This window comes from Riemerella anatipestifer, from assembly GCF_009932355.1.
Classification (GTDB): Bacteria; Bacteroidota; Bacteroidia; order Flavobacteriales; family Weeksellaceae; genus Riemerella; species Riemerella anatipestifer_E.
Map to the genome: position 1 here is coordinate 25,497 of NZ_LEKU01000025.1, position 18,210 is coordinate 43,706.

At 36.9% G+C, this 18,210-nt stretch carries 16 protein-coding genes; 8 read left to right on the plus strand and 8 right to left on the minus strand.

Annotated elements, in window-relative coordinates:
• Positions 1 to 68 precede the first annotated feature (68 nt).
• From GXW81_RS09205 to GXW81_RS09215, 3 genes are read left to right on the plus strand one after another with little or no spacing between them, the layout of a single operon-like run.
• Positions 69 to 512, plus strand: coding sequence for a 6-carboxytetrahydropterin synthase (locus tag GXW81_RS09205; protein WP_161532083.1), 444 nt, complete (start codon positions 69 to 71; stop codon positions 510 to 512).
• 27 nt (positions 513 to 539) lie between these two features.
• Positions 540 to 1,307, plus strand: a complete 768-nt coding sequence (locus GXW81_RS09210) for a UDP-2,3-diacylglucosamine diphosphatase (protein ID WP_161532084.1) — start codon at positions 540 to 542, stop codon at positions 1,305 to 1,307.
• Positions 1,304 to 2,146, plus strand: a complete 843-nt coding sequence (locus tag GXW81_RS09215) for an alpha/beta fold hydrolase (protein ID WP_161532085.1) — start codon at positions 1,304 to 1,306, stop codon at positions 2,144 to 2,146. Before GXW81_RS09210 ends, GXW81_RS09215 begins: the two co-directional genes overlap by 4 nt.
• A gap of 56 nt (positions 2,147 to 2,202) precedes the next feature.
• Here GXW81_RS09215 and GXW81_RS09220 read toward each other — a convergent pair whose 3' ends face one another.
• Positions 2,203 to 4,317: a prolyl oligopeptidase family protein gene (locus GXW81_RS09220; protein ID WP_161532086.1), complete on the minus strand. Its 2,115-nt coding sequence runs from the start codon at positions 4,315 to 4,317 to the stop codon at positions 2,203 to 2,205.
• A gap of 14 nt (positions 4,318 to 4,331) precedes the next feature.
• Positions 4,332 to 4,781, minus strand: coding sequence for a thioredoxin-dependent thiol peroxidase (gene bcp / locus GXW81_RS09225; protein ID WP_161532087.1), 450 nt, complete (start codon positions 4,779 to 4,781; stop codon positions 4,332 to 4,334).
• Between the two features lie 32 nt (positions 4,782 to 4,813).
• Between bcp and nth the strand changes: the two genes are divergently transcribed.
• Positions 4,814 to 5,434 carry an endonuclease III gene (gene nth / locus GXW81_RS09230; protein ID WP_161532088.1) on the plus strand — a complete coding sequence of 207 codons (621 nt, stop codon included), beginning with the start codon at positions 4,814 to 4,816 and terminating at the stop codon, positions 5,432 to 5,434.
• 32 nt (positions 5,435 to 5,466) lie between these two features.
• Here the strand turns inward: nth and GXW81_RS09235 are convergent, their stop codons facing one another.
• Positions 5,467 to 6,981, minus strand: coding sequence for a GH3 auxin-responsive promoter family protein (locus tag GXW81_RS09235; RefSeq protein ID WP_161532089.1), 1,515 nt, complete (start codon positions 6,979 to 6,981; stop codon positions 5,467 to 5,469).
• Positions 6,982 to 7,140: 159 nt separating this feature from the next.
• Between GXW81_RS09235 and gltX the strand changes: the two genes are divergently transcribed.
• Complete coding sequence (gene gltX / locus GXW81_RS09240) at positions 7,141 to 8,652, plus strand: glutamate--tRNA ligase (protein WP_161532090.1); 1,512 nt, start codon at positions 7,141 to 7,143, stop codon at positions 8,650 to 8,652.
• Between the two features lie 53 nt (positions 8,653 to 8,705).
• Positions 8,706 to 9,662 (plus strand): acetyl-CoA carboxylase carboxyltransferase subunit alpha, encoded by a 957-nt coding sequence (locus GXW81_RS09245; protein WP_161532091.1) that lies wholly within the window; start codon positions 8,706 to 8,708, stop codon positions 9,660 to 9,662.
• A 41-nt stretch (positions 9,663 to 9,703) separates the two neighbouring features.
• Here the strand turns inward: GXW81_RS09245 and GXW81_RS09250 are convergent, their stop codons facing one another.
• Positions 9,704 to 10,282: a DUF6759 domain-containing protein gene (locus GXW81_RS09250; protein WP_161532092.1), complete on the minus strand. Its 579-nt coding sequence runs from the start codon at positions 10,280 to 10,282 to the stop codon at positions 9,704 to 9,706.
• 151 nt (positions 10,283 to 10,433) lie between these two features.
• Here GXW81_RS09250 and tsf point away from each other — a divergent pair, with 151 nt between their 5' ends.
• Entirely contained in the window at positions 10,434 to 11,402 is a 969-nt protein-coding gene (tsf, locus tag GXW81_RS09255; protein WP_161532093.1) for a translation elongation factor Ts, read from the plus strand.
• An 83-nt stretch (positions 11,403 to 11,485) separates the two neighbouring features.
• Here tsf and GXW81_RS09260 read toward each other — a convergent pair whose 3' ends face one another.
• From GXW81_RS09260 to GXW81_RS09275, 4 genes are all read right to left on the minus strand, one after another.
• A complete protein-coding gene (locus GXW81_RS09260; RefSeq protein ID WP_161532094.1) occupies positions 11,486 to 12,451 on the minus strand; it encodes an ROK family protein in 966 nt (321 codons plus the stop codon).
• A 108-nt stretch (positions 12,452 to 12,559) separates the two neighbouring features.
• Complete coding sequence (gene secA / locus GXW81_RS09265) at positions 12,560 to 15,631, minus strand: preprotein translocase subunit SecA (RefSeq protein WP_161532095.1); 3,072 nt, start codon at positions 15,629 to 15,631, stop codon at positions 12,560 to 12,562.
• Between the two features lie 105 nt (positions 15,632 to 15,736).
• Complete coding sequence (locus GXW81_RS09270; RefSeq protein WP_002662059.1) at positions 15,737 to 15,958, minus strand: DUF2795 domain-containing protein; 222 nt, start codon at positions 15,956 to 15,958, stop codon at positions 15,737 to 15,739.
• 93 nt (positions 15,959 to 16,051) lie between these two features.
• Positions 16,052 to 17,083 carry a GDP-mannose 4,6-dehydratase gene (locus GXW81_RS09275; protein WP_161532096.1) on the minus strand — a complete coding sequence of 344 codons (1,032 nt, stop codon included), beginning with the start codon at positions 17,081 to 17,083 and terminating at the stop codon, positions 16,052 to 16,054.
• A 164-nt stretch (positions 17,084 to 17,247) separates the two neighbouring features.
• Between GXW81_RS09275 and GXW81_RS09280 the strand changes: the two genes are divergently transcribed.
• Complete coding sequence (locus GXW81_RS09280) at positions 17,248 to 18,132, plus strand: outer membrane protein assembly factor BamD (RefSeq protein WP_161532097.1); 885 nt, start codon at positions 17,248 to 17,250, stop codon at positions 18,130 to 18,132.
• The last annotated feature ends 78 nt before the right edge of the window (positions 18,133 to 18,210 follow it).

An 18,210-nucleotide genomic window follows, 5' to 3' on the forward strand; every position in this document is an offset into this window, starting at 1 on the left:
CTAACCCTGATTGGAGCTTTTTTATTACTAATAAAACCACATCACCGATTATTTAGTATCTTTGCCACATGATTAGAATTACTAAGATTTTTTCATTTGAAACCGCTCACGTCCTTTACAACTACGATGGCAAGTGCAAGAATATGCACGGGCATTCGTACAAACTATTTGTTACCGTGAAAGGCGTTCCTATCAATGATTTAGACCACCCTAAAAACGGAATGGTAGTAGATTTTGGGGATATTAAAAAGATTGTGAAAGAAGAAATTGTAAATGTGTGGGACCACGCCGTCTTGCTCAATGCCAACTCACCACATATCAGCTTAGGGAAAGAGTTAGAAGAAAAAGGACACAAAGTAATATTCTGCAACTACCAGCCTACTTGCGAAAATATGCTTTACGACATTGCAACTAAAATCAAAAACAGGCTCCCCGAGTCTGTGCAACTAGCCTATCTAAAACTCCACGAAACAGAAAACTCCTACGGAGAATGGTTTGCAGAGGAGAATTAGTCTTTTAAAACAGATGTTACTAACGCTATGACGATTACCTTAGAAGACGGAAAAAAAATCTACTTCGCTTCCGACCAGCACTTCGGCGCTCCCACTCTAGAAGCCAGTAAACTTAGAGAACAAAAGTTTGTGCAATGGCTAGAAGACATTCGGGAAGATGCACAAGTGCTGTTCCTTATGGGAGATTTGTTTGATTTTTGGCACGAGTGGCAGTTTGTAGTTCCTAAAGGCTTCGTGAGGGTGCTTGGTAAATTAGCCGAACTTAAAGACCAAGGCATAGACCTCTACTTTTTTGTAGGTAACCACGACCTATGGATGAAAGACTACTTTGAGAAAGAACTCGGAATACCCGTTTTTTTTGAAAAAAGATACGCCACCATCAATGGCAAAAGGTTTCTCCTTGCCCACGGCGATGGTTTAGGTCCTGGCGATAAGGGCTACAAAAGAATGAAAAAGGTATTTACCAACCCTCTAGCTCAGTGGTTGTTCAAGTGGATTCACCCCGATATTTCAATGAGGATTGCCCTGTACCTTTCTCAAAAAAACAAAATGATAAGTGGAGAAGAAGACAAAGAATTTTTGGGCGAAGATAAGGAGTTCTTAATACAGTATTCCAAAGAAAAACTAAAATCAGAACACATAGACTATTTCGTATTTGGGCACAGACACCTCCCAATGATTTTGGAAGTGGGAGCAGGAGCCTCTTATGTTAATCTAGGCGATTGGATTTCTTACTATTCTTATGGTGTTTTTGATGGCTCTCAATTTCAGCTTAAATACCTAAGCAACTTATGAGTGAATTCACCCTTACCACTTCCGATGGCTACCCTCTTGCGGTAAGCCTCTTTAAACCAGAAGCAGAGAATACGAATGGTAAATTATTACTCATCAATTCAGCAACAGGAGTAAAACAATATGTCTATTACAATTTTGCCAAATACCTAATGGCGAAAGGATACACGGTAATTACTTATGATTATAGAGGTATCGCATCTTCTAAACCCGCTAAAATAAAAGGCTTTAAAGCCAGTATGAGGCTATGGGGAACCGAAGACTATAAAACATTAACCAACTACATCAAAATACATTTCTCTCATTACGAGAAATATATTATGGGGCATTCTGTAGGAGCTTTGATTACAGGAATGAACCCAGACACTAATATTTTTAAAAAGATAATATTTATAGGAGCTCAAGACGCTTATGTAAAACACTTAGATTCTAAAACTAGATGGGCTGCTTACCTAGGTTTTGGTATACTGCAACCTATGCTTACCGAAATGTTAGGGTATTTCCCTGCCTCTATTCTTGGTCTAGGAGAATCTCTTCCAAAGGGTGTGGCTTACGATTGGAGAAGGCTTATTCTTAACAAAAAATCTACTCTTAAACTCCTAGAGATGTCTTATAACTATACAGAGCACCTTCATCAGGATACTTTGGTTCTCTATGCCGATGATGACAACTGGCTCACAGAAAAAGGTGTTAAAAGTTTAATGAACACTTATCATAATCTGAAACCAGAATATCATATCATAAAATCTGAACTTTCTCCTAAAAACGATATCGGACATATCAACTTTTTTAGAAGTTACAACGCTCCATTATGGCACATTGTAGAAGATTACTTGAAATAAAAAATCCAACACGATTATCGTGTTGGATTTTTTATTTTGAAGGCGTGCATTATACCTTACTTTTTAAGATTTCTAATGCCCATTTCATAAAGAGCAAAGCTCATTAAGTCGGCATTTTCGCCTATCACTTGGTCGGTAGAACGCCCCGCTCCATGTCCTGCATTCATTTCTATTCTAACAAGTGCTGGGTTAGAACAAGTCTGTTTTTCTTGTAATTCTGCTCCAAACTTAAACGAGTGTGCAGGAACTACCCTATCGTCGTGGTCGCTAGTAATAATCATAGTAGAAGGGTAGCAAACGCCTTTCTTAACATTGTGTACAGGAGAGTAAGATTTTAGATATTCAAACATCTCTTTGCTATCTTGTGCCGTACCATAATCGTACGCCCACCCTGCTCCTGCAGTAAAGGTGTGATACCTCAACATATCCAAAACACCCACCCCAGGGAAAGCTACTTTGGCAAGGTCAGGACGCATCGTCATTGTAGCACCCACAAGCAGACCTCCGTTAGAACGCCCAGAAAGTGCCATAAATTCAGGAGAAGTATAACCTTTAGATTGTAAGTATTCGCCAGCCGCTATAAAATCATTAAATACATTTTTCTTTTGCATTTTGGTTCCTGCATCGTGCCATTTTTTACCATACTCGCCACCACCTCTAATGTTAGGCACAGCGTAGATGCCTCCGTTTTCCATCCATACCGCATTTACCACAGAGAACGAAGGCGTTAAACTAATATTAAACCCTCCGTAAGAATAAAGAATCGTAGGATTTTTACCATCTAGCTTAATACCTTTTTTATAGTTGATAGTCATTGGAACTTTAGTGCCATCTTTAGAAGTGTAGAACACTTGCTCCGAAACAAAATCATCTGGATTAAATTTAACCTTTGGCTTTTGATACACCGAAGATGCTCCCGTTTCTACATTGAATTTATAAATCGTATTAGGTGTAATATAGCTTGTGAAAGCATAGTACAATTCTTTTTCAGAATCTTTACCAGAAAATCCTCCTGCGGTGCCTTTACCCGGAAGAGTAATATCTCTCACTTTCTTTCCGTTGTAATCCATCTGCTGTACTAATGTTACGGCATCTTTCATATAATTAGCAAAGATATAGCCTCCTCCTGTGGATACTCTTAGTACATTTTCCGTTTCAGGAATCACATCTGTCAAAACGCTAGGCTTTTTAATATCAAACTTCACTAACCTCATATTTGGAGCTCCTTTATCCGTAAGAGCATAGATATAATCTCCTTTAGTATCTAACACATTAGTGTTATAGTCATATCCTTGTTGAATAGGAACAAAATCTGTATTGTTTTTTAAATCTTTAATGTAAAGCTCGTTACCACTAGTTGCGTTAGCCGCAGAAAGGATAAGATAACGCTGGTCTTCGGAAACTTCAGCTCCGATATATCTTCTCTTAAAGTTTTCGCCACCTATGATAAGTTGGTCTTGAGACTGCTTAGTTCCTAACTTGTGGAAATACACCTTATGCATATCGGTCTTAGCAGAAAGTACACTTCCATCTGGTTTATCGTAGCTAGAGTAGAAAAAACCTTCGTCTCCTAACCAAGAAATCCCACTAAATTTAACATCTACTAAAGTTTCGTCTATTTGTTTTTTAGTAATTGCATCTAAGATGATGATTTTGTTCCAATCGCTACCACCTTCCGAAATTTTATAAGCTACTAAATTACCTTTCTTATTAAACGAAATACCCGCTAGAGAAGTTGTCCCATCTTTAGAAAACTGATTAGGGTCTAAGAATACCTCTGTATTGCCATTCTTATCTTTTCTATACAATACTGATTGAGCTTGTAGCCCGTCATTTTTGTAGAAATAGGTATAATCACCCTCTTTAAAAGGAGCAGAAATTTTTTCGTAGTTCCACATATCTTTCAGTTGAGCTTTAATCTCGTCACGGAAAGAGATTTGGTCTAGATAGTTCTGCGTAAAAGCCACTTGTCTCTTTACCCAATCTTTGGTATCCTCCGCACGGTCGTCCTCCAGCCAACGGTAAGGGTCTTGTACTTGTGTACCAAAGTAAGTATCGGTATGGTTTACTTTTTTAGTTTCAGGATAATTCATTTTAGCGGTTTTTTGTTGAGTGCTACAAGACACCAAAGCCACAGCAGCCACTCCTAAATACAAATGTTTAAACTTCATAACTAATAATAAATTTAAGATTCTAATATTTGAGCCGAATGCTCCTTTGTTTTTACTTTATCTATAATTCTTGTACACACACCATTTTCATCAAAAATAAAGGTGGTACGAACGATACCCATAAACTCCTTTCCCATAAACTTTTTAAGTTGCCATACCCCAAAAGCCTCTATGATTTGCCTTTCTTCATCGGCTAGAAGGTCGTAAGGGAAGTTAAATTTATCGTAAAATTTCTTTTGTTTTTCCACAGAATCGGCACTCACACCCAAAAGAATATAGCCTTGCTTTTGTAAAGACTCGTAGTTCTCGCTTAAATTACACGCCTCTGCTGTGCACCCTGGCGTATTGGCTTTAGGATAAAAGAATATCACTAATTTTTTACCCTTAAAGTCTGATGCACTCACCTCTTTTCCGTCTTGATTTTTTACTGTAAAAGCAGGAAGGCTATCACCTATGTTTATCATAATGTTTATTTTTGTCCCAAATTTAGTTTAAAATGACCAAAAAACAAAGAGCCGAAATCATCATACAAGAGTTAGAACGCCTATATCCCGAAACGCCTATACCTCTAGACCACAAAGACCCATACACCTTGCTAGTTGCCGTGGCTCTTTCGGCACAAACTACCGACAAGAAAGTAAATGAAGTAACGCCCCACCTATTTGCCGTAGCAGACACTCCTTTCAAAATGAAAGAGTTGGAAATTGATGAAATTAAAAATTTAATTAAAGAAATAGGTCTTTCAAACACCAAAGCTAAAAACCTTAAAGCAATGGCAGAGCTATTGGTAGAACGACACCAAGGCATAGTTCCCCAATCTTTTGAAGAGTTGGAAGCCTTACCTGGTGTGGGACACAAGACGGCTTCAGTAGTGATGAGCCAAGCCTTTGGCGTTCCTGCTTTTCCTGTGGATACTCATATCCATAGACTGATGACTCAATGGAAACTCACTTCTGGAAAAAATGTAACCGAAACCGAAAAAGATGCTAAAAAGATTTTTCCAAAAGACAAATGGAATAGCTTACATCTGCAAATTATTTTTTATGGTAGAGAATACTCTCCCGCTAGAGGTAAAGGCGATAAAGATTTTATTACCAAAATGCTTTTTGAAAAGTAAGAGAATTTAACTTACCAAAAAAATTAACTATACTATCTATTTAGTTCAAGAATAGGGTCTATATATTCCCTATCGTTGCTTAGACGAGGAACTTTGTTTTGTCCACCTAGTTTCCCTCTACTTTCCAACCAATCGTAAAATAAGTTAGCTCTAGCGATATGAATCACAGGCTTTTTAAGCGTCATATCATTATAACGCTTGGCTTCGTAGTCGGAGTTGATGGCTTTTAAAGTTTCGTCAAACACCTTTTCAAAAGTTGCCATATCGTTAGGAACTTGGCTGAATTCTATAACCCACTCGTGAGCCCCACTTTCACTTCCTTTCATAAAGATAGGAGCGGCGGTATAGTCAGTTATCTTAGCAGCGGTTGCTTCACACGCTTTTTGCAAAGCCATTTCGGCATTATCAATCATCAATTCCTCTCCAAAAGCGTTGATGTAGTGTTTGGTTCTTCCCGATATTTTGATGCGATAAGGGTCGGTGCTGGTAAATCTCACGGTGTCGCCTATTAAGTAACGCCAAAGCCCTCCATTAGTAGTAATTACCACAGCATAGTTTTTACCCACTTCTACCTCTTCTAGCGGAATTGCCTTAAGATTGGTCTCGGAAAAATGTTCCATAGGAATAAATTCGTAGAAAATCCCATAATCTAACATTAGTAACATTTCATCACTATCAGATCTATCTTGAATGCCGAAAAACCCTTCGGAAGCGTTGTAAATTTCGTAATAATTGATGTCTTTCCCAATGAGCTCCTTGTATTGCTCTCTATAAGGTTTAAAGCTAATCCCTCCGTGGAAAAACACTTCCAAATTAGGCCAAAGTTCAGAGATGGAACCTTTGCCTGTTTCTTTCAAGATGCGTTGTAATAGCACCATCATCCAGCTAGGCACTCCTGTAAGGCTTCCTACATCTTCTTGCCTTACTTCGGATACAATGGCTTTCAGTTTAGTTTCCCACTCGGACATCAGTGAGGTTTTTTTGCTAGGTGTGGTGGTAATTTCTACCCAAAAAGGCAAATTTTCTATTAAAATCGCCGATAAATCTCCAAACTTAGTATTAAAATCCTCATATAGCTCTGAGCTTCCTCCGAGTCTTAAATTTTTATATTGAAATAAAGTGTTTTCTGGGTGATTGTTGGCGTAGATAGACACTAAATCTTTCCCTGCTTTGAAGTGACAATCCTCTAGACTTTCATCAGAAATTGGGATAAATTTACTTTTAGCATTAGTGGTTCCAGAAGACTTTGCGAATTTTCTGATGTAGCCATTCCATATTACATCTTTTTCGCCTTTTCTTGCCCTTTCTATATAAGGCTCAAAATCTTCATAGGTTACAATGGGAACTTGATTACAAAAATCCTGATAGCTAGAAATATTTTTAAATCCGTATTCTTTTCCGTACACCGTTTCTTCAGCTTTGAAGAGTTGTGAAAAAAGAATACCCTTTTGTGTTTCTATAGGATGCTTAATAAAATTTTGTATCTGATCCATTCTTTGGCGAATGAACCAATTTACCACCGTATTGAAGAGAACCTTTGTTGCCATACCGAGCAAAGATAATACTTTTTCTGTTTTGTTTAGACATCATAAGAACCCATAAATATCAGTTTCATAAATTCTTTTTGTGCCAAAAAACTTCAATAATATTAGAAACTTGCGTTTACATTCTGTAAATTTGCTGTTTCAAAAAAGAATTATCAAAATATGGAAAAAGTACGCGTTCGTTTTGCACCAAGTCCTACGGGAGCTTTACATTTGGGAGGTGTAAGAACGGCATTATACGACTATTTGTTTGCAAAACATCATGGAGGCGATTTTGTCCTTAGAATAGAAGATACCGACTCTGCTAGATATGTAGAAGGTGCTGAAGAATACATCATGGAAGCATTAGAATGGTGTGGCATCGTCCCTGATGAAAGCCCTAAACATGGTGGTCCTTATGCTCCATACAGACAGTCGGAACGAAGAAGTATCTACGACCAATATACTGACCAAATATTAAAAACAGATTATGCTTACATCGCTTTTGACACTCCAGAAGAGTTAGATGCTATCCGAAAAGAGTTTGAAAGCAGAGGCGACGTTTTTGCGTACAATTACAGAGCTCGTGGCAGATTGAGAAATAGCATCAGCCTTCCTAAAGAAGAGGTAGAGCAACTACTTGCAGAAAAAACACCTTATGTGGTAAGGTTTAAAATGCCTGTGGACAGAATTGTAAGCCTCAAGGATATTATCAGAGGGGATTTCAGCGTAAATACCAACGACTTAGACGATAAAGTTTTAGTGAAAAACGACGGAATGCCAACCTATCATTTCGCTAATATTATTGATGACCACGAAATGAAAATTACTCACGTAATTAGGGGAGAAGAGTGGTTGCCATCTATGGCGTTGCACGTACTCCTATATGAAGCTATGGGTTGGGACGCTCCAGAGTTCGCTCATTTATCATTGATATTAAAGCCAGAAGGCAAAGGTAAACTAAGTAAAAGAGATGGAGCTAAGTTTGGGTTCCCTGTTTTCCCATTAGATTTCCAAGACCCCGAAAGCGGAGAAGTTTGGAAAGGGTACAGAGAATCTGGCTATTTCCCAGAGGCGTTTATAAATATGGTAGCCCTCCTCGGCTGGACTCCAGCAGACGATAAAGAAATTTTATCTATGGAAGAGATGGTTCAGGAGTTTGACCTCTACAAAGTACACAAAGCAGGTGCTAGATTTAGTTTAGACAAAGCGAAGTGGTTCAACCATCAATATCTACAACAAAAATCTAACGACCAACTTTTGGAAGAATTAAAACAAATAGAAGGCGTTAATTCTGAACAAATTTCTGATGAGGTACTTCTGAAAATAGTTTCTCTAATGAAAGAAAGAGCCACTTTTGTAAAGGATATCTACGAGGAAGGAAAGTTCTTTTTTGAAGCCCCTCAATCTTTTGATGAGAAAGCCGTTAAAAAAGCTTGGAAGGAAGATACTCACGGAGTAATGTCTGCTCTAACAACTGTACTAGAAGCTATTTCTTTCGATGCAGAAACCATCAAAAATGCCATTCACGATTTTGCAACAGAACATTCTTTAGGTATGGGTAAAGTAATGATGCCTTTGCGTTTGGCACTCGTTGGGGAGCTAAAAGGTCCCGATGTACCAGATTTGATGGCAATCATTGGCAAAGAAGAAAGCCTTAACAGATTAAAAAAGGCGTTGGAGGTTTTAAAGTAAAATCTCTTTTATTAAAAAATTATTAAATTTGAACGGTAAATTATCTCATCAATATGGAATATTTAGATTTTGAAACCCCTATAAAAGAACTTATGGAGCAGTACGAAAAGTGCTCTCTAGTAGGCGAAGAAAGTGGCGTGGATATGAAAACGGCGTGTAGCCAAATAGAAGATAAAATCAATAAGAAAAAGAAAGAGATATACGGTAATCTTACGCCTTGGCAAAGGGTACAGTTGTCTCGCCACCCTAACAGACCTTACACTTTAGATTACATCAAAGGAATTGCAGACGAAGGCAGCTTTGTAGAAATGCACGGTGATAGAAACTTCGCAGATGATACCGCGATGGTGGGTGGTTTAGCCAAAATTGAAGGACAGTCTGTAATGTTTATAGGCACTCAAAAAGGGCGAACGACCAAAGAAAGACAACACAGAAGATTCGGAATGAGTAATCCTGAAGGCTACCGAAAAGCTCTTAGACTAATGAAATTAGCAGAGAAATTTAATATTCCTGTGGTTACTTTTATAGATACACCAGGGGCTTATCCTGGTCTAGAAGCGGAAGAAAGAGGTCAAGGCGAGGCTATTGCAAGAAACATCTACGAAATGTGCCAACTTAAAACCCCTATTTTCTGCTATGTAATCGGCGAAGGTGCTAGTGGTGGTGCTTTAGGTATAGGTGTTGGTAACAAAGTTTATATGATGGAGAACTCTTGGTACTCTGTAATTTCTCCTGAAAACTGCTCTGCTATCTTGTGGAGAAACTGGGAACATAAGGAAGAGGCTGCCTCTACTATGAAACTAACAGCACAAGACTCTCTCAAAGAAAAAATTATAGACGGTATTATAGAAGAACCTCTAGGAGGAGCCCACTACGACCCAAGTGTAGCTTACCAAAATGTAAAAAGCTCCATCTTAAATAACATCAAAGCCTTTAAGAAATTCTCGGCTAAGGAGCTAGAATCTCAAAGACAAGATAAATTTATTTCAATGGGTAGATTTAAAGGGTAACAAAAAAGAGGTTGATAAAACAACCTCTTTTTTATTTATATTTAGTTCCCTAGGACCATTTCCATATCATCAGTTACCTTTTTAGAAGTGCTAAACTGAGCATTGCATACCGTAGATGAAAATTGATAAGTCCCTTTTTGTAATAAAGTCGCATTTCTACCTAAAGCTGGGATATTTAGTTCTAATGTCCTTCTACCATCACTAATTTTAAGGATAATTGGACATTTGGACTTATTTCTTACAGAAAAATAAGCCTCATTTTCGTTAGGTGTATCGCCTAAAAGATGGTTAATCATATCAGCAGCTTTCTCATTTTCTGTCTTAGAAGAATTATTTTTAGTATTATTAGTTGTCTTAGATGATGTTTTTTTTTCTACCACTACTGGAGTAGATGCTGTTTTCTTTTTAGAATCATTTGAGGTATTACCATTAAGTATATTATAAAGTTTAGCCTTAAATTTAGGCGTATCAGGGTGGTCTGGATTATACTTTATAAAATTAGCAATTACCTTAATATCGTCAGATGTCTCCACCTGTTGAGGTGTATATTTTGATTGTGCATTTACCCATAAAACCGTACTAAAAAGTAGTCCACATATCATTAGTATTTTAAATTTCATTCTCATCTCTCTTATAATTTAAACTCTTTACTCGTTATCTAAAACAACGCAAAAACTCTATTTTTAGTTTATGCTAAAATTATTATCTTTGCACGGGTTTATTTAGAGACCCAAATATAGAGATAAAAAAATAACTAAAAATATTATTATTATGTATTCACCAGCTGCAGCAGATGTTGCAAAACTAAGAAACACTACAGGGGCAGGAATGATGGACTGCAAAAAAGCTTTAGTAGAAGCTGAAGGAGATTTTGATAAAGCAATAGAAATCCTTAGAAAAAAAGGACAAAAAGTAGCTGCTAATAGAGCTGACAGAGAGTCTGCGGAAGGAGCTGTTATTGCTAAAGTAAATGCAGACAACACTGCAGGTGCTATTATCGCTCTTAATTGTGAGACTGACTTCGTAGCTAAAAACGAAGATTTCGTAGCACTAGCTCACAAATTAGCTGAACAAGCAATTAACTACTCTAGCAAAGAAGAGTTTTTAGCTTCTGACTTCGGAGGAATGACCGTAGCTGATAAACTTATCGAGCAAACTGGGGTTATCGGAGAGAAAATTGAAATCGGTGCATTTGAAACTATTAAAGGTGCTTATCTAGGAGCTTATATCCACGTAGGAAATAAAATAGCTGCTATCACTGCTCTTTCTAAAAGCTTCGACCAAGCTGCAGATTTAGCTAAAGATGTGTCTATGCAGGTAGCTTCTATGGGAGCTGAAACGCTTTCTTACAAAGATTTTGATCCAGCTTACATCGCTAGCGAAACTGAAGCTCGTATTGCTGTAATCGAGAAAGAAAACGAAGAACTAGTTCGTTTAGGTAAGCCTTTGAAGAATGTACCTAAATACATCTCTTATGCACAACTTACTGAAGAAGTTCTAAAACAAGCTGAAGAAGATGCTAAAGCAGAACTAAAAACAGAAGGTAAGCCTGAGCAAATTTGGGATAAAATTATTCCTGGTAAAATCCAAAGATTCATCAGTGATAACACAACTCTAGACCAAGAGAAAGCATTATTAGACCAAAACTTCATTAAAGACGACAGCAAAAAAGTAGCTGAATATGTGAAGTCTTTCGGTGATGATGTAGAAATCGTAGGATTTAGAAGAGTTAGCCTATAAGCTAAAGAATCATTATAGAATTCAAATAAAAAAAGGAGAACACAATTGGTTCTCCTTTTTTATTTATATCAATTTGTAAATAATTATTTTTCCCAAACTAGAGAGCTCGCTCCTAATATTGCTGCATCTGCTTCGTCTAGCTCACTAAAAACTAATTTTACTTTACCTCTAAATATAGGTAATAAGTTTCTCTCCATATGCAGCCTTGTTGGTTTTAGAATGAAATCTCCCGCCTTTATAACACCACCAAATAATAAAATAGCCTCCGGAGAAGAAAACATCACAAAATTAGCCAATGCTTCTCCCAACTTTTGACCAGTATATCTAAAGACTTCTATTGCCGTAGGGTCTCCTGCCAAAGCACACTCGTGTACTGTTTTAGCGTTAATCTGTTCCTCTGGGTAATTATTAAGCATAGACTCTGGAAACTCTGCCCTCATCTTTTTAGCCGTTATCGCAATACCTGTTGCAGAAGCGTAAGCCTCTAAACTCCCTTCCGAACCTGTACTCCAATGCTTTCTTCCCCCTGGTTTTACTATGGTATGCCCTAGTTCCCCCGCAAAACCATCATGACCGTACACCAACTGACCGTTAGCAATAACTCCACTCCCAACACCTGTACCTAGAGTTATCATTATAAAATCTTTCATTCCTCTTGCGGCCCCAAACATCATTTCTCCATAAGCCGCTGCGTTGGCATCATTAGTTACCTTACACGGCACCTCAAATTTCGCAGTAATTTTCTCTGCTAGAGGCACTATTCCTTTCCATTTGAGGTTAGGTGCATTTTCTATAGTCCCTTTATAGTAGTTACCGTTAGGAGCTCCTATGCCTATACCTTCTAATTGGCTTTTAGCATCGTGTTGTTCTAATATAGGTTCTATTTCTTTATAGAGTGCATTTATAAAATCATCTATATCATCATAGTCTGTTTTTATTCTTCCCTTTCCTAAAATTTCTCCTCTATGATTCACCAAACCAAACTTAGTGTTGGTACCTCCTATATCTATTCCCAAAGCCATACGGCTTGACAAATTTGAAACTGTCATAAAAACACGATTAATTTACAAAGTCTAAAAGTACAATTTTATTTTTTTATAGCAAAAAGGCTTTCCTATATAGATTTGGAAAGCCTTTCAATATTTTCAATAAAAATCTTATGCTGGTATTTCCCCCTTATAAAGGAAAGAAATAATCTCCTTATTGATTTTATCTACCATCTCACTAAACAAGTGGAAAGACTCTTGTTTATAAATTACCAACGGATCTTTCTGCTCATAAACTGCTCCTTGAGAAGAACGGCGTAAATCGTCCATTTCTCTTAGATGGAGTTTCCAATTCTCATCAATAATAGATAAGCAGATGTTTTTCTCGAAATCGTTGATAAGACTATCACACTGCGTTTCGTATGCTTCTTTAAGATCTGCGAGAATAGTCATTGTCTTAGTACCATCACTAAAAGGCACTTGTATCATCTTAAACATATTACCTTGGTTTTGGTACACATTTTCAATAATCGGGAACGACTTTTCTTTAAGCAGATTAAGTTTCATTTCATAATCTTCTTGAGCCTTTTTGAAGACGATATCGGTAAGTTCCTTAACTGTCTTGTTTTTGAAATCAGCCTCAGAAACAGGAGCCTCCATAGTGAAGTATTTAATAACTTCAAACTCAAAATCTTTGTAATCTCCGTGCATCTTAGTCTGATTAACAATAGAGTGAGACACATCAAATATCATATTAGCAATATCATACTTTAAGTGGTCTCCAAAGAGTGCGTTCTTTCTTCTCTTATAAATCACATCTCTCTGCTTATTCATTACATCATCGTACTCCAACAGCCTTTTACGAATACCAAAGTTGTTTTCCTCCACTTTCTTCTGTGCCCTTTCAATAGACTTAGTAATCATAGAGTGTTGTATTACTTCGCCCTCTTTATGCCCTAGCCTATCCATCATTTTCGCAATTCTTTCTGAACCGAAAAGACGCATCAAATTATCCTCCAACGATACATAGAATTGTGAGCTACCTGGGTCTCCCTGTCTTCCTGCACGACCTCTCAACTGTCTATCCACACGGCGAGAATCATGTCTTTCTGTACCAATAATAGCCAAACCTCCAGCATCTTTCACTTCTTTGCTTAGTTTAATATCGGTACCACGACCCGCCATATTGGTTGCTATGGTTACGACACCCGCTCTTCCTGCTTCGGCTACAATCTCTGCCTCCTTTTTGTGAAGTTTAGCATTGAGTACTTGGTGCGGAATTTTTCTTAATTGTAATGCTTTAGAAAGTAGTTGCGAAATTTCTACCGAAGTCGTACCCACTAAAACAGGTCTTCCCGCCGAAGTTAATTTCTCCACTTCTTCTATTACAGCATTATATTTTTCACGATTGGTTTTGTATACTAAATCGTGTTTATCATTTCTTTGTATCGGACGGTTGGTTGGAATCACCACCACATCTAATTTATAGATTTCCCAGAATTCGCCCGCCTCTGTTTCGGCAGTACCCGTCATACCCGCTAACTTGTTGTACATACGGAAATAGTTCTGAAGAGTAATTGTAGCAAAAGTCTGAGTAGCTGCTTCTATCTTTACATTTTCTTTAGCTTCTATAGCTTGGTGCAGACCATCTGAATAACGGCGTCCTTCCATAATACGACCCGTTTGCTCATCTACAATCTTCACTTCACCATCCATTACCACATATTGGTCGTCTTTTTCAAAAAGGGTGTATGCCTTTAGAAGTTGGTTAAGCGTGTGTATCCTCTCTGATTTTACAGCAAAGTCTCTAAACAATTCCTCTTTCTTAGCAAACTCTTCTTCTTTAGGTAAGTTCTGTGCTTCTAATTCCGCCAATTCAGTTCCTATATCTTGTAGAACGAAGAAATTAGGATCGGAGTTTCCTTGAGACATGTACTCAACTCCCTTGTCTGTAAGGTCTATCTGATTATTTTTTTCATCAATCACGAAATAAAGGTCTTTATCTACCTTTGGCATTTCACGATTGTTATCTTGCATATATTGTGCTTCTACTTTCTGTAAAAGAGCTTTATTACCCGTTTCTGAAAGGAATTTTATCAGTTGTCTATTTTTAGGTAAACCTCTGTACGCTTGTAAAAGTTTAAAGCCACCTTCTTTAGTATTTCCTTGAGCAATTAGTTTTTTTGCTTCGTGGAATATTGTAGAAACCGTCTTCTTCTGAACATCTACAATTCTATCTACGGAAGGCTTAAGTACATCAAATTCTTGTCTGTCTCCCTGAGGCACTGGACCAGATATAATCAAAGGCGTTCTAGCATCATCTATCAATACAGAGTCCACCTCATCTACGATAGCATAGTTAAGTTCACCCTGTACCATTTCGTTAGGCGAATTTACCATATTATCTCTTAGGTAATCGAAACCAAACTCGTTATTAGTTCCGTAAGTAATGTTACATTGATAAGCCTTTCTTCTAGCATCAGAGTTAGGCTGATGGTTATCAATACAATCTATACTAAGTCCGTGGAATTCGTACAATGGTCCCATCCAAGCGGAGTCTCTTCTCGCAAGGTAGTCATTCACCGTTACCACATGCACTCCTCTTCCTGGTAAGGCATTAAGGTAAATAGGTAGCGTACCTACTAAAGTTTTACCTTCCCCAGTCGCCATCTCTGCTATCTTACCACCATGTAGCACCACACCTCCTATAAACTGAACATCGTAATGAACCATATCCCACTGCACCTTAGTCCCTGCGGCATCCCAATGATTTAACCATACTGCCTCATCACCTTCTATCACAACGAAGTCTTTGGTTGCTGCTAAAGCTCTATCTCTATCGTTAGCTTTTACTCTAATTTCTCCATTTTGAGCCCATCTTCGTGCCGTTTCTTTTAAAACCGCAAAGGCCTCAGGAAGAATATCTGTAAGTACTTTCTCTTCTATCTGATAGGCTTCTTTTTTAAGCTCTTCTATTTTGTTGAATAAAGCTTCTTTTTCATCAACATCTTTAGAGGTTTTAATTTTCTCCTTAAGCTCTTCTACTTGTGAGGTTATTTTAGAGGTAGCTTCTTTAATTTTATTCTGAAATTCTTCTGTTTTTTGTCTCAAACCATCGTCCGAAAGTTTTCCTACTTCTGGCTCAACAGCTTTTATTTTAGCAACTACTTTCTTTACCTCTTTAAGGTCTTTTTCATTTTTATTTCCGAGGAAACTTTTAAGGATTGTGTTTAAAAAACTCATAATCTAATTGTTCATTTTTTCAGCTATAATGCTGGTGCTTTTTGATAGTAACTAAAAAGGAAACTTACAGCCATAATGCTGCAAGTCTCACAATTGTGTTTAATTTTAATATTCGTCTTCGTTCCAAAGGAAGTCTTCGTCCGTAGGATAATCGCTCCATACTTCCTCTATGCTCTCATAGATTTCGCCTTCGTCTTCTATCGCCTGAAGGTTTTCTACTACTTCCATTGGAGCACCTGTTCTAATAGCGTAGTCTATAAGCTCCGCTTTTGTCATTGGCCAAGGGGCATCACTTAAATAAGATGCCAATTCTAATGTCCAGTACATAATATTCTATATTTTTTGCAAAAATAAAAAATAAAGTGAATTATTCTTTATCTTTAAAGTTATAATTAAAGGTTAATTTATAAATACTTGCGACTACTTTCTCAAAAACCATTCCACAAACTTTTTTATGCCATTTTGGAAGTTTGTAGTTGGTGCATAGCCTATTTTCTGTTGTGCCTTTCTAATATCTGCATTGGTTTTTTGCACATCTCCTGCCTGCATTGGTAATTTATTAAGAGTAGCCTTAACACCCAGCTCTTCCTCTATGGTTGACAGCATTTTATGTAAAGGGACTACCTCACTTTCACCTAAATTAAAAATTTCATAAACCCCTGTATTATCTTCTACATATTTTATAGACTTCATTATACCATCAATGATATCATCGATAAAAGTGTAATCTCTAGCCGTATTGCCATCACCATAAAATGGCACCAGCTCGTTCTCTTTAATTATTTTGGTAAATTTATGTATCGCTAAATCAGGGCGTTGCCTAGGGCCATAAACTGTAAAAAATCTCAACTGAACCATATCCATACCATACAAATGGTGGTAAGTATGTCCCAAAATTTCCACACATTTTTTAGTGGCTGCATAAGGCGAAATTGGTCTATCCACATTATCCTCTTCCGAAAATGGAATTTTCTCATTATTACCATAAACACTAGAAGAAGAAGCTATTACAAATTTACAAACACCTAAATCTTTAGCCACTTCCCAAAGATTCATAGTACCTTTGATATTCACTTCTTGATATTCCAAAGGTCTTTCTATGGAAGGGCGAACACCTGCCAAAGCCGCCAAGTGAATCACCACATCAGGACGATGATTTTTAAATATTTCCCCTAGTCCTTCTTTATCTCTAATATCCTGATAATAAATTTTATAATTATCTTTATTAACCAAAGAGGCTAACTTTGTAATATCAGAATCTTTATTTTCAAATTCAAAATTTGTTGTTACTCCTACTGAATCTAAAGTATTTTGTATTTTTATTTTGTAATCGTAGAAATCATCAAAATTGTCCACATTTATGACAGAATGTCCACATTTCAACAAAATTTCAACAAGATGAGAACCAATAAAACCACTCCCTCCTGTAACAAGGTAAGTTTTCTTCCTCATTAAATTTAATTTTAACTCGTACAAAGGTACATAATATTACTCTATTTTTTCACCAAAACACCTCAAAAACAAACATCAACACCCTTTCTATGTTAAAATTTCATAAAAAGAAAAGATTTAGTAAAAAAGGTTTATTTTTGCAAATTATATAATTTAAATAAATAATGAAGAAATACATTCTCATACTCTCATTAGCTCTGCTTTCGGTATCTTGTAACAGACAATACGACCTAGCAATGAAAAGTGCTGATAAAGATCTGATTCTAAAAACAGCTAATGAAATGTACACCAAGAAGAAATGGAAGGAAGCTCTAAGTTTATACGAAAGAGTTCAGAATCTAATTTCTGGTACAGATGAGGCCTCTGATATCTTATTTAAGTCGGCTTATGCTAACTACTACGACAAACAATATAGAATAGCCGGACATCAGTTCAAAAGATTTTCAACCAATAATGCTCTCGCCAGCGACCCTAGAAAGGAAGAAGCCGCTTACATGTCTGCTATTTGCTACTACCAAGGCTCTATGGATTACAACCTAGACCAAAAGGATACAGAATTAGCAATAAATGAGTTACAAAACTTTCTAACTAATTATCCTAACTCCGAAAGAGCTAAGAACATCAACGAACTAATAAACGAACTCTCTTACAAGCTTGAGTTTAAAGCGTATGAGAATGCTCGTCAATACTATAAAATGCTAGAGCTAAAATCTGCTATCATCGCTTTTGAGAATGTTTTAGATGATTTCCCATCTACAAAACTTCGTCCAAAAATAGAAACTATGCTTATGGACGCAAAAGCTAAACTAGCCATAGATTCTAGGTTTGAACTTAAGAGAGAAAGATTAGAACATGCCGTAGCTTATACTTATCTCATGGAAAAAAATTATCCAAACACGGATATTTCTAAAACCGCTCTAGACCTTAGAAAAAAACTAAATACTGAATTAGATAACTTTTCTAAGTTAGAGAAACTTGTAGAACAAAAGAAAGAGGAACTAAAGGCTAAAGAAAAGGAGAGAGAAGAAAAAGAAAAAGCTACTAAATAAGGCTTACTCAAAAAACATTTTTTTTGTTATATATAATTATTTATCTTTGCAGACCTAAACAATAAAATACCCACCTAA

Excerpts from the sequence above, each read along its gene's own strand:
- GXW81_RS09205 (WP_161532083.1), top strand. The coding sequence starts at position 69 with ATGATTAGAATTACTAAGATTTTTTCATTTGAAACCGCTCACGTCCTT.
- GXW81_RS09210 (WP_161532084.1), top strand. The coding sequence starts at position 540 with ATGACGATTACCTTAGAAGACGGAAAAAAAATCTACTTCGCTTCCGAC.
- GXW81_RS09215 (WP_161532085.1), top strand. The coding sequence starts at position 1,304 with ATGAGTGAATTCACCCTTACCACTTCCGATGGCTACCCTCTTGCGGTA.
- GXW81_RS09220 (WP_161532086.1), bottom strand. The coding sequence starts at position 4,317 with ATGAAGTTTAAACATTTGTATTTAGGAGTGGCTGCTGTGGCTTTGGTG.
- bcp (WP_161532087.1), bottom strand. The coding sequence starts at position 4,781 with ATGATAAACATAGGTGATAGCCTTCCTGCTTTTACAGTAAAAAATCAA.
- nth (WP_161532088.1), top strand. The coding sequence starts at position 4,814 with ATGACCAAAAAACAAAGAGCCGAAATCATCATACAAGAGTTAGAACGC.
- GXW81_RS09235 (WP_161532089.1), bottom strand. The coding sequence starts at position 6,981 with ATGGCAACAAAGGTTCTCTTCAATACGGTGGTAAATTGGTTCATTCGC.
- gltX (WP_161532090.1), top strand. The coding sequence starts at position 7,141 with ATGGAAAAAGTACGCGTTCGTTTTGCACCAAGTCCTACGGGAGCTTTA.
- GXW81_RS09245 (WP_161532091.1), top strand. The coding sequence starts at position 8,706 with ATGGAATATTTAGATTTTGAAACCCCTATAAAAGAACTTATGGAGCAG.
- GXW81_RS09250 (WP_161532092.1), bottom strand. The coding sequence starts at position 10,282 with ATGAAATTTAAAATACTAATGATATGTGGACTACTTTTTAGTACGGTT.
- tsf (WP_161532093.1), top strand. The coding sequence starts at position 10,434 with ATGTATTCACCAGCTGCAGCAGATGTTGCAAAACTAAGAAACACTACA.
- GXW81_RS09260 (WP_161532094.1), bottom strand. The coding sequence starts at position 12,451 with ATGACAGTTTCAAATTTGTCAAGCCGTATGGCTTTGGGAATAGATATA.
- secA (WP_161532095.1), bottom strand. The coding sequence starts at position 15,631 with ATGAGTTTTTTAAACACAATCCTTAAAAGTTTCCTCGGAAATAAAAAT.
- GXW81_RS09270 (WP_002662059.1), bottom strand. The coding sequence starts at position 15,958 with ATGTACTGGACATTAGAATTGGCATCTTATTTAAGTGATGCCCCTTGG.
- GXW81_RS09275 (WP_161532096.1), bottom strand. The coding sequence starts at position 17,083 with ATGAGGAAGAAAACTTACCTTGTTACAGGAGGGAGTGGTTTTATTGGT.
- GXW81_RS09280 (WP_161532097.1), top strand. The coding sequence starts at position 17,248 with ATGAAGAAATACATTCTCATACTCTCATTAGCTCTGCTTTCGGTATCT.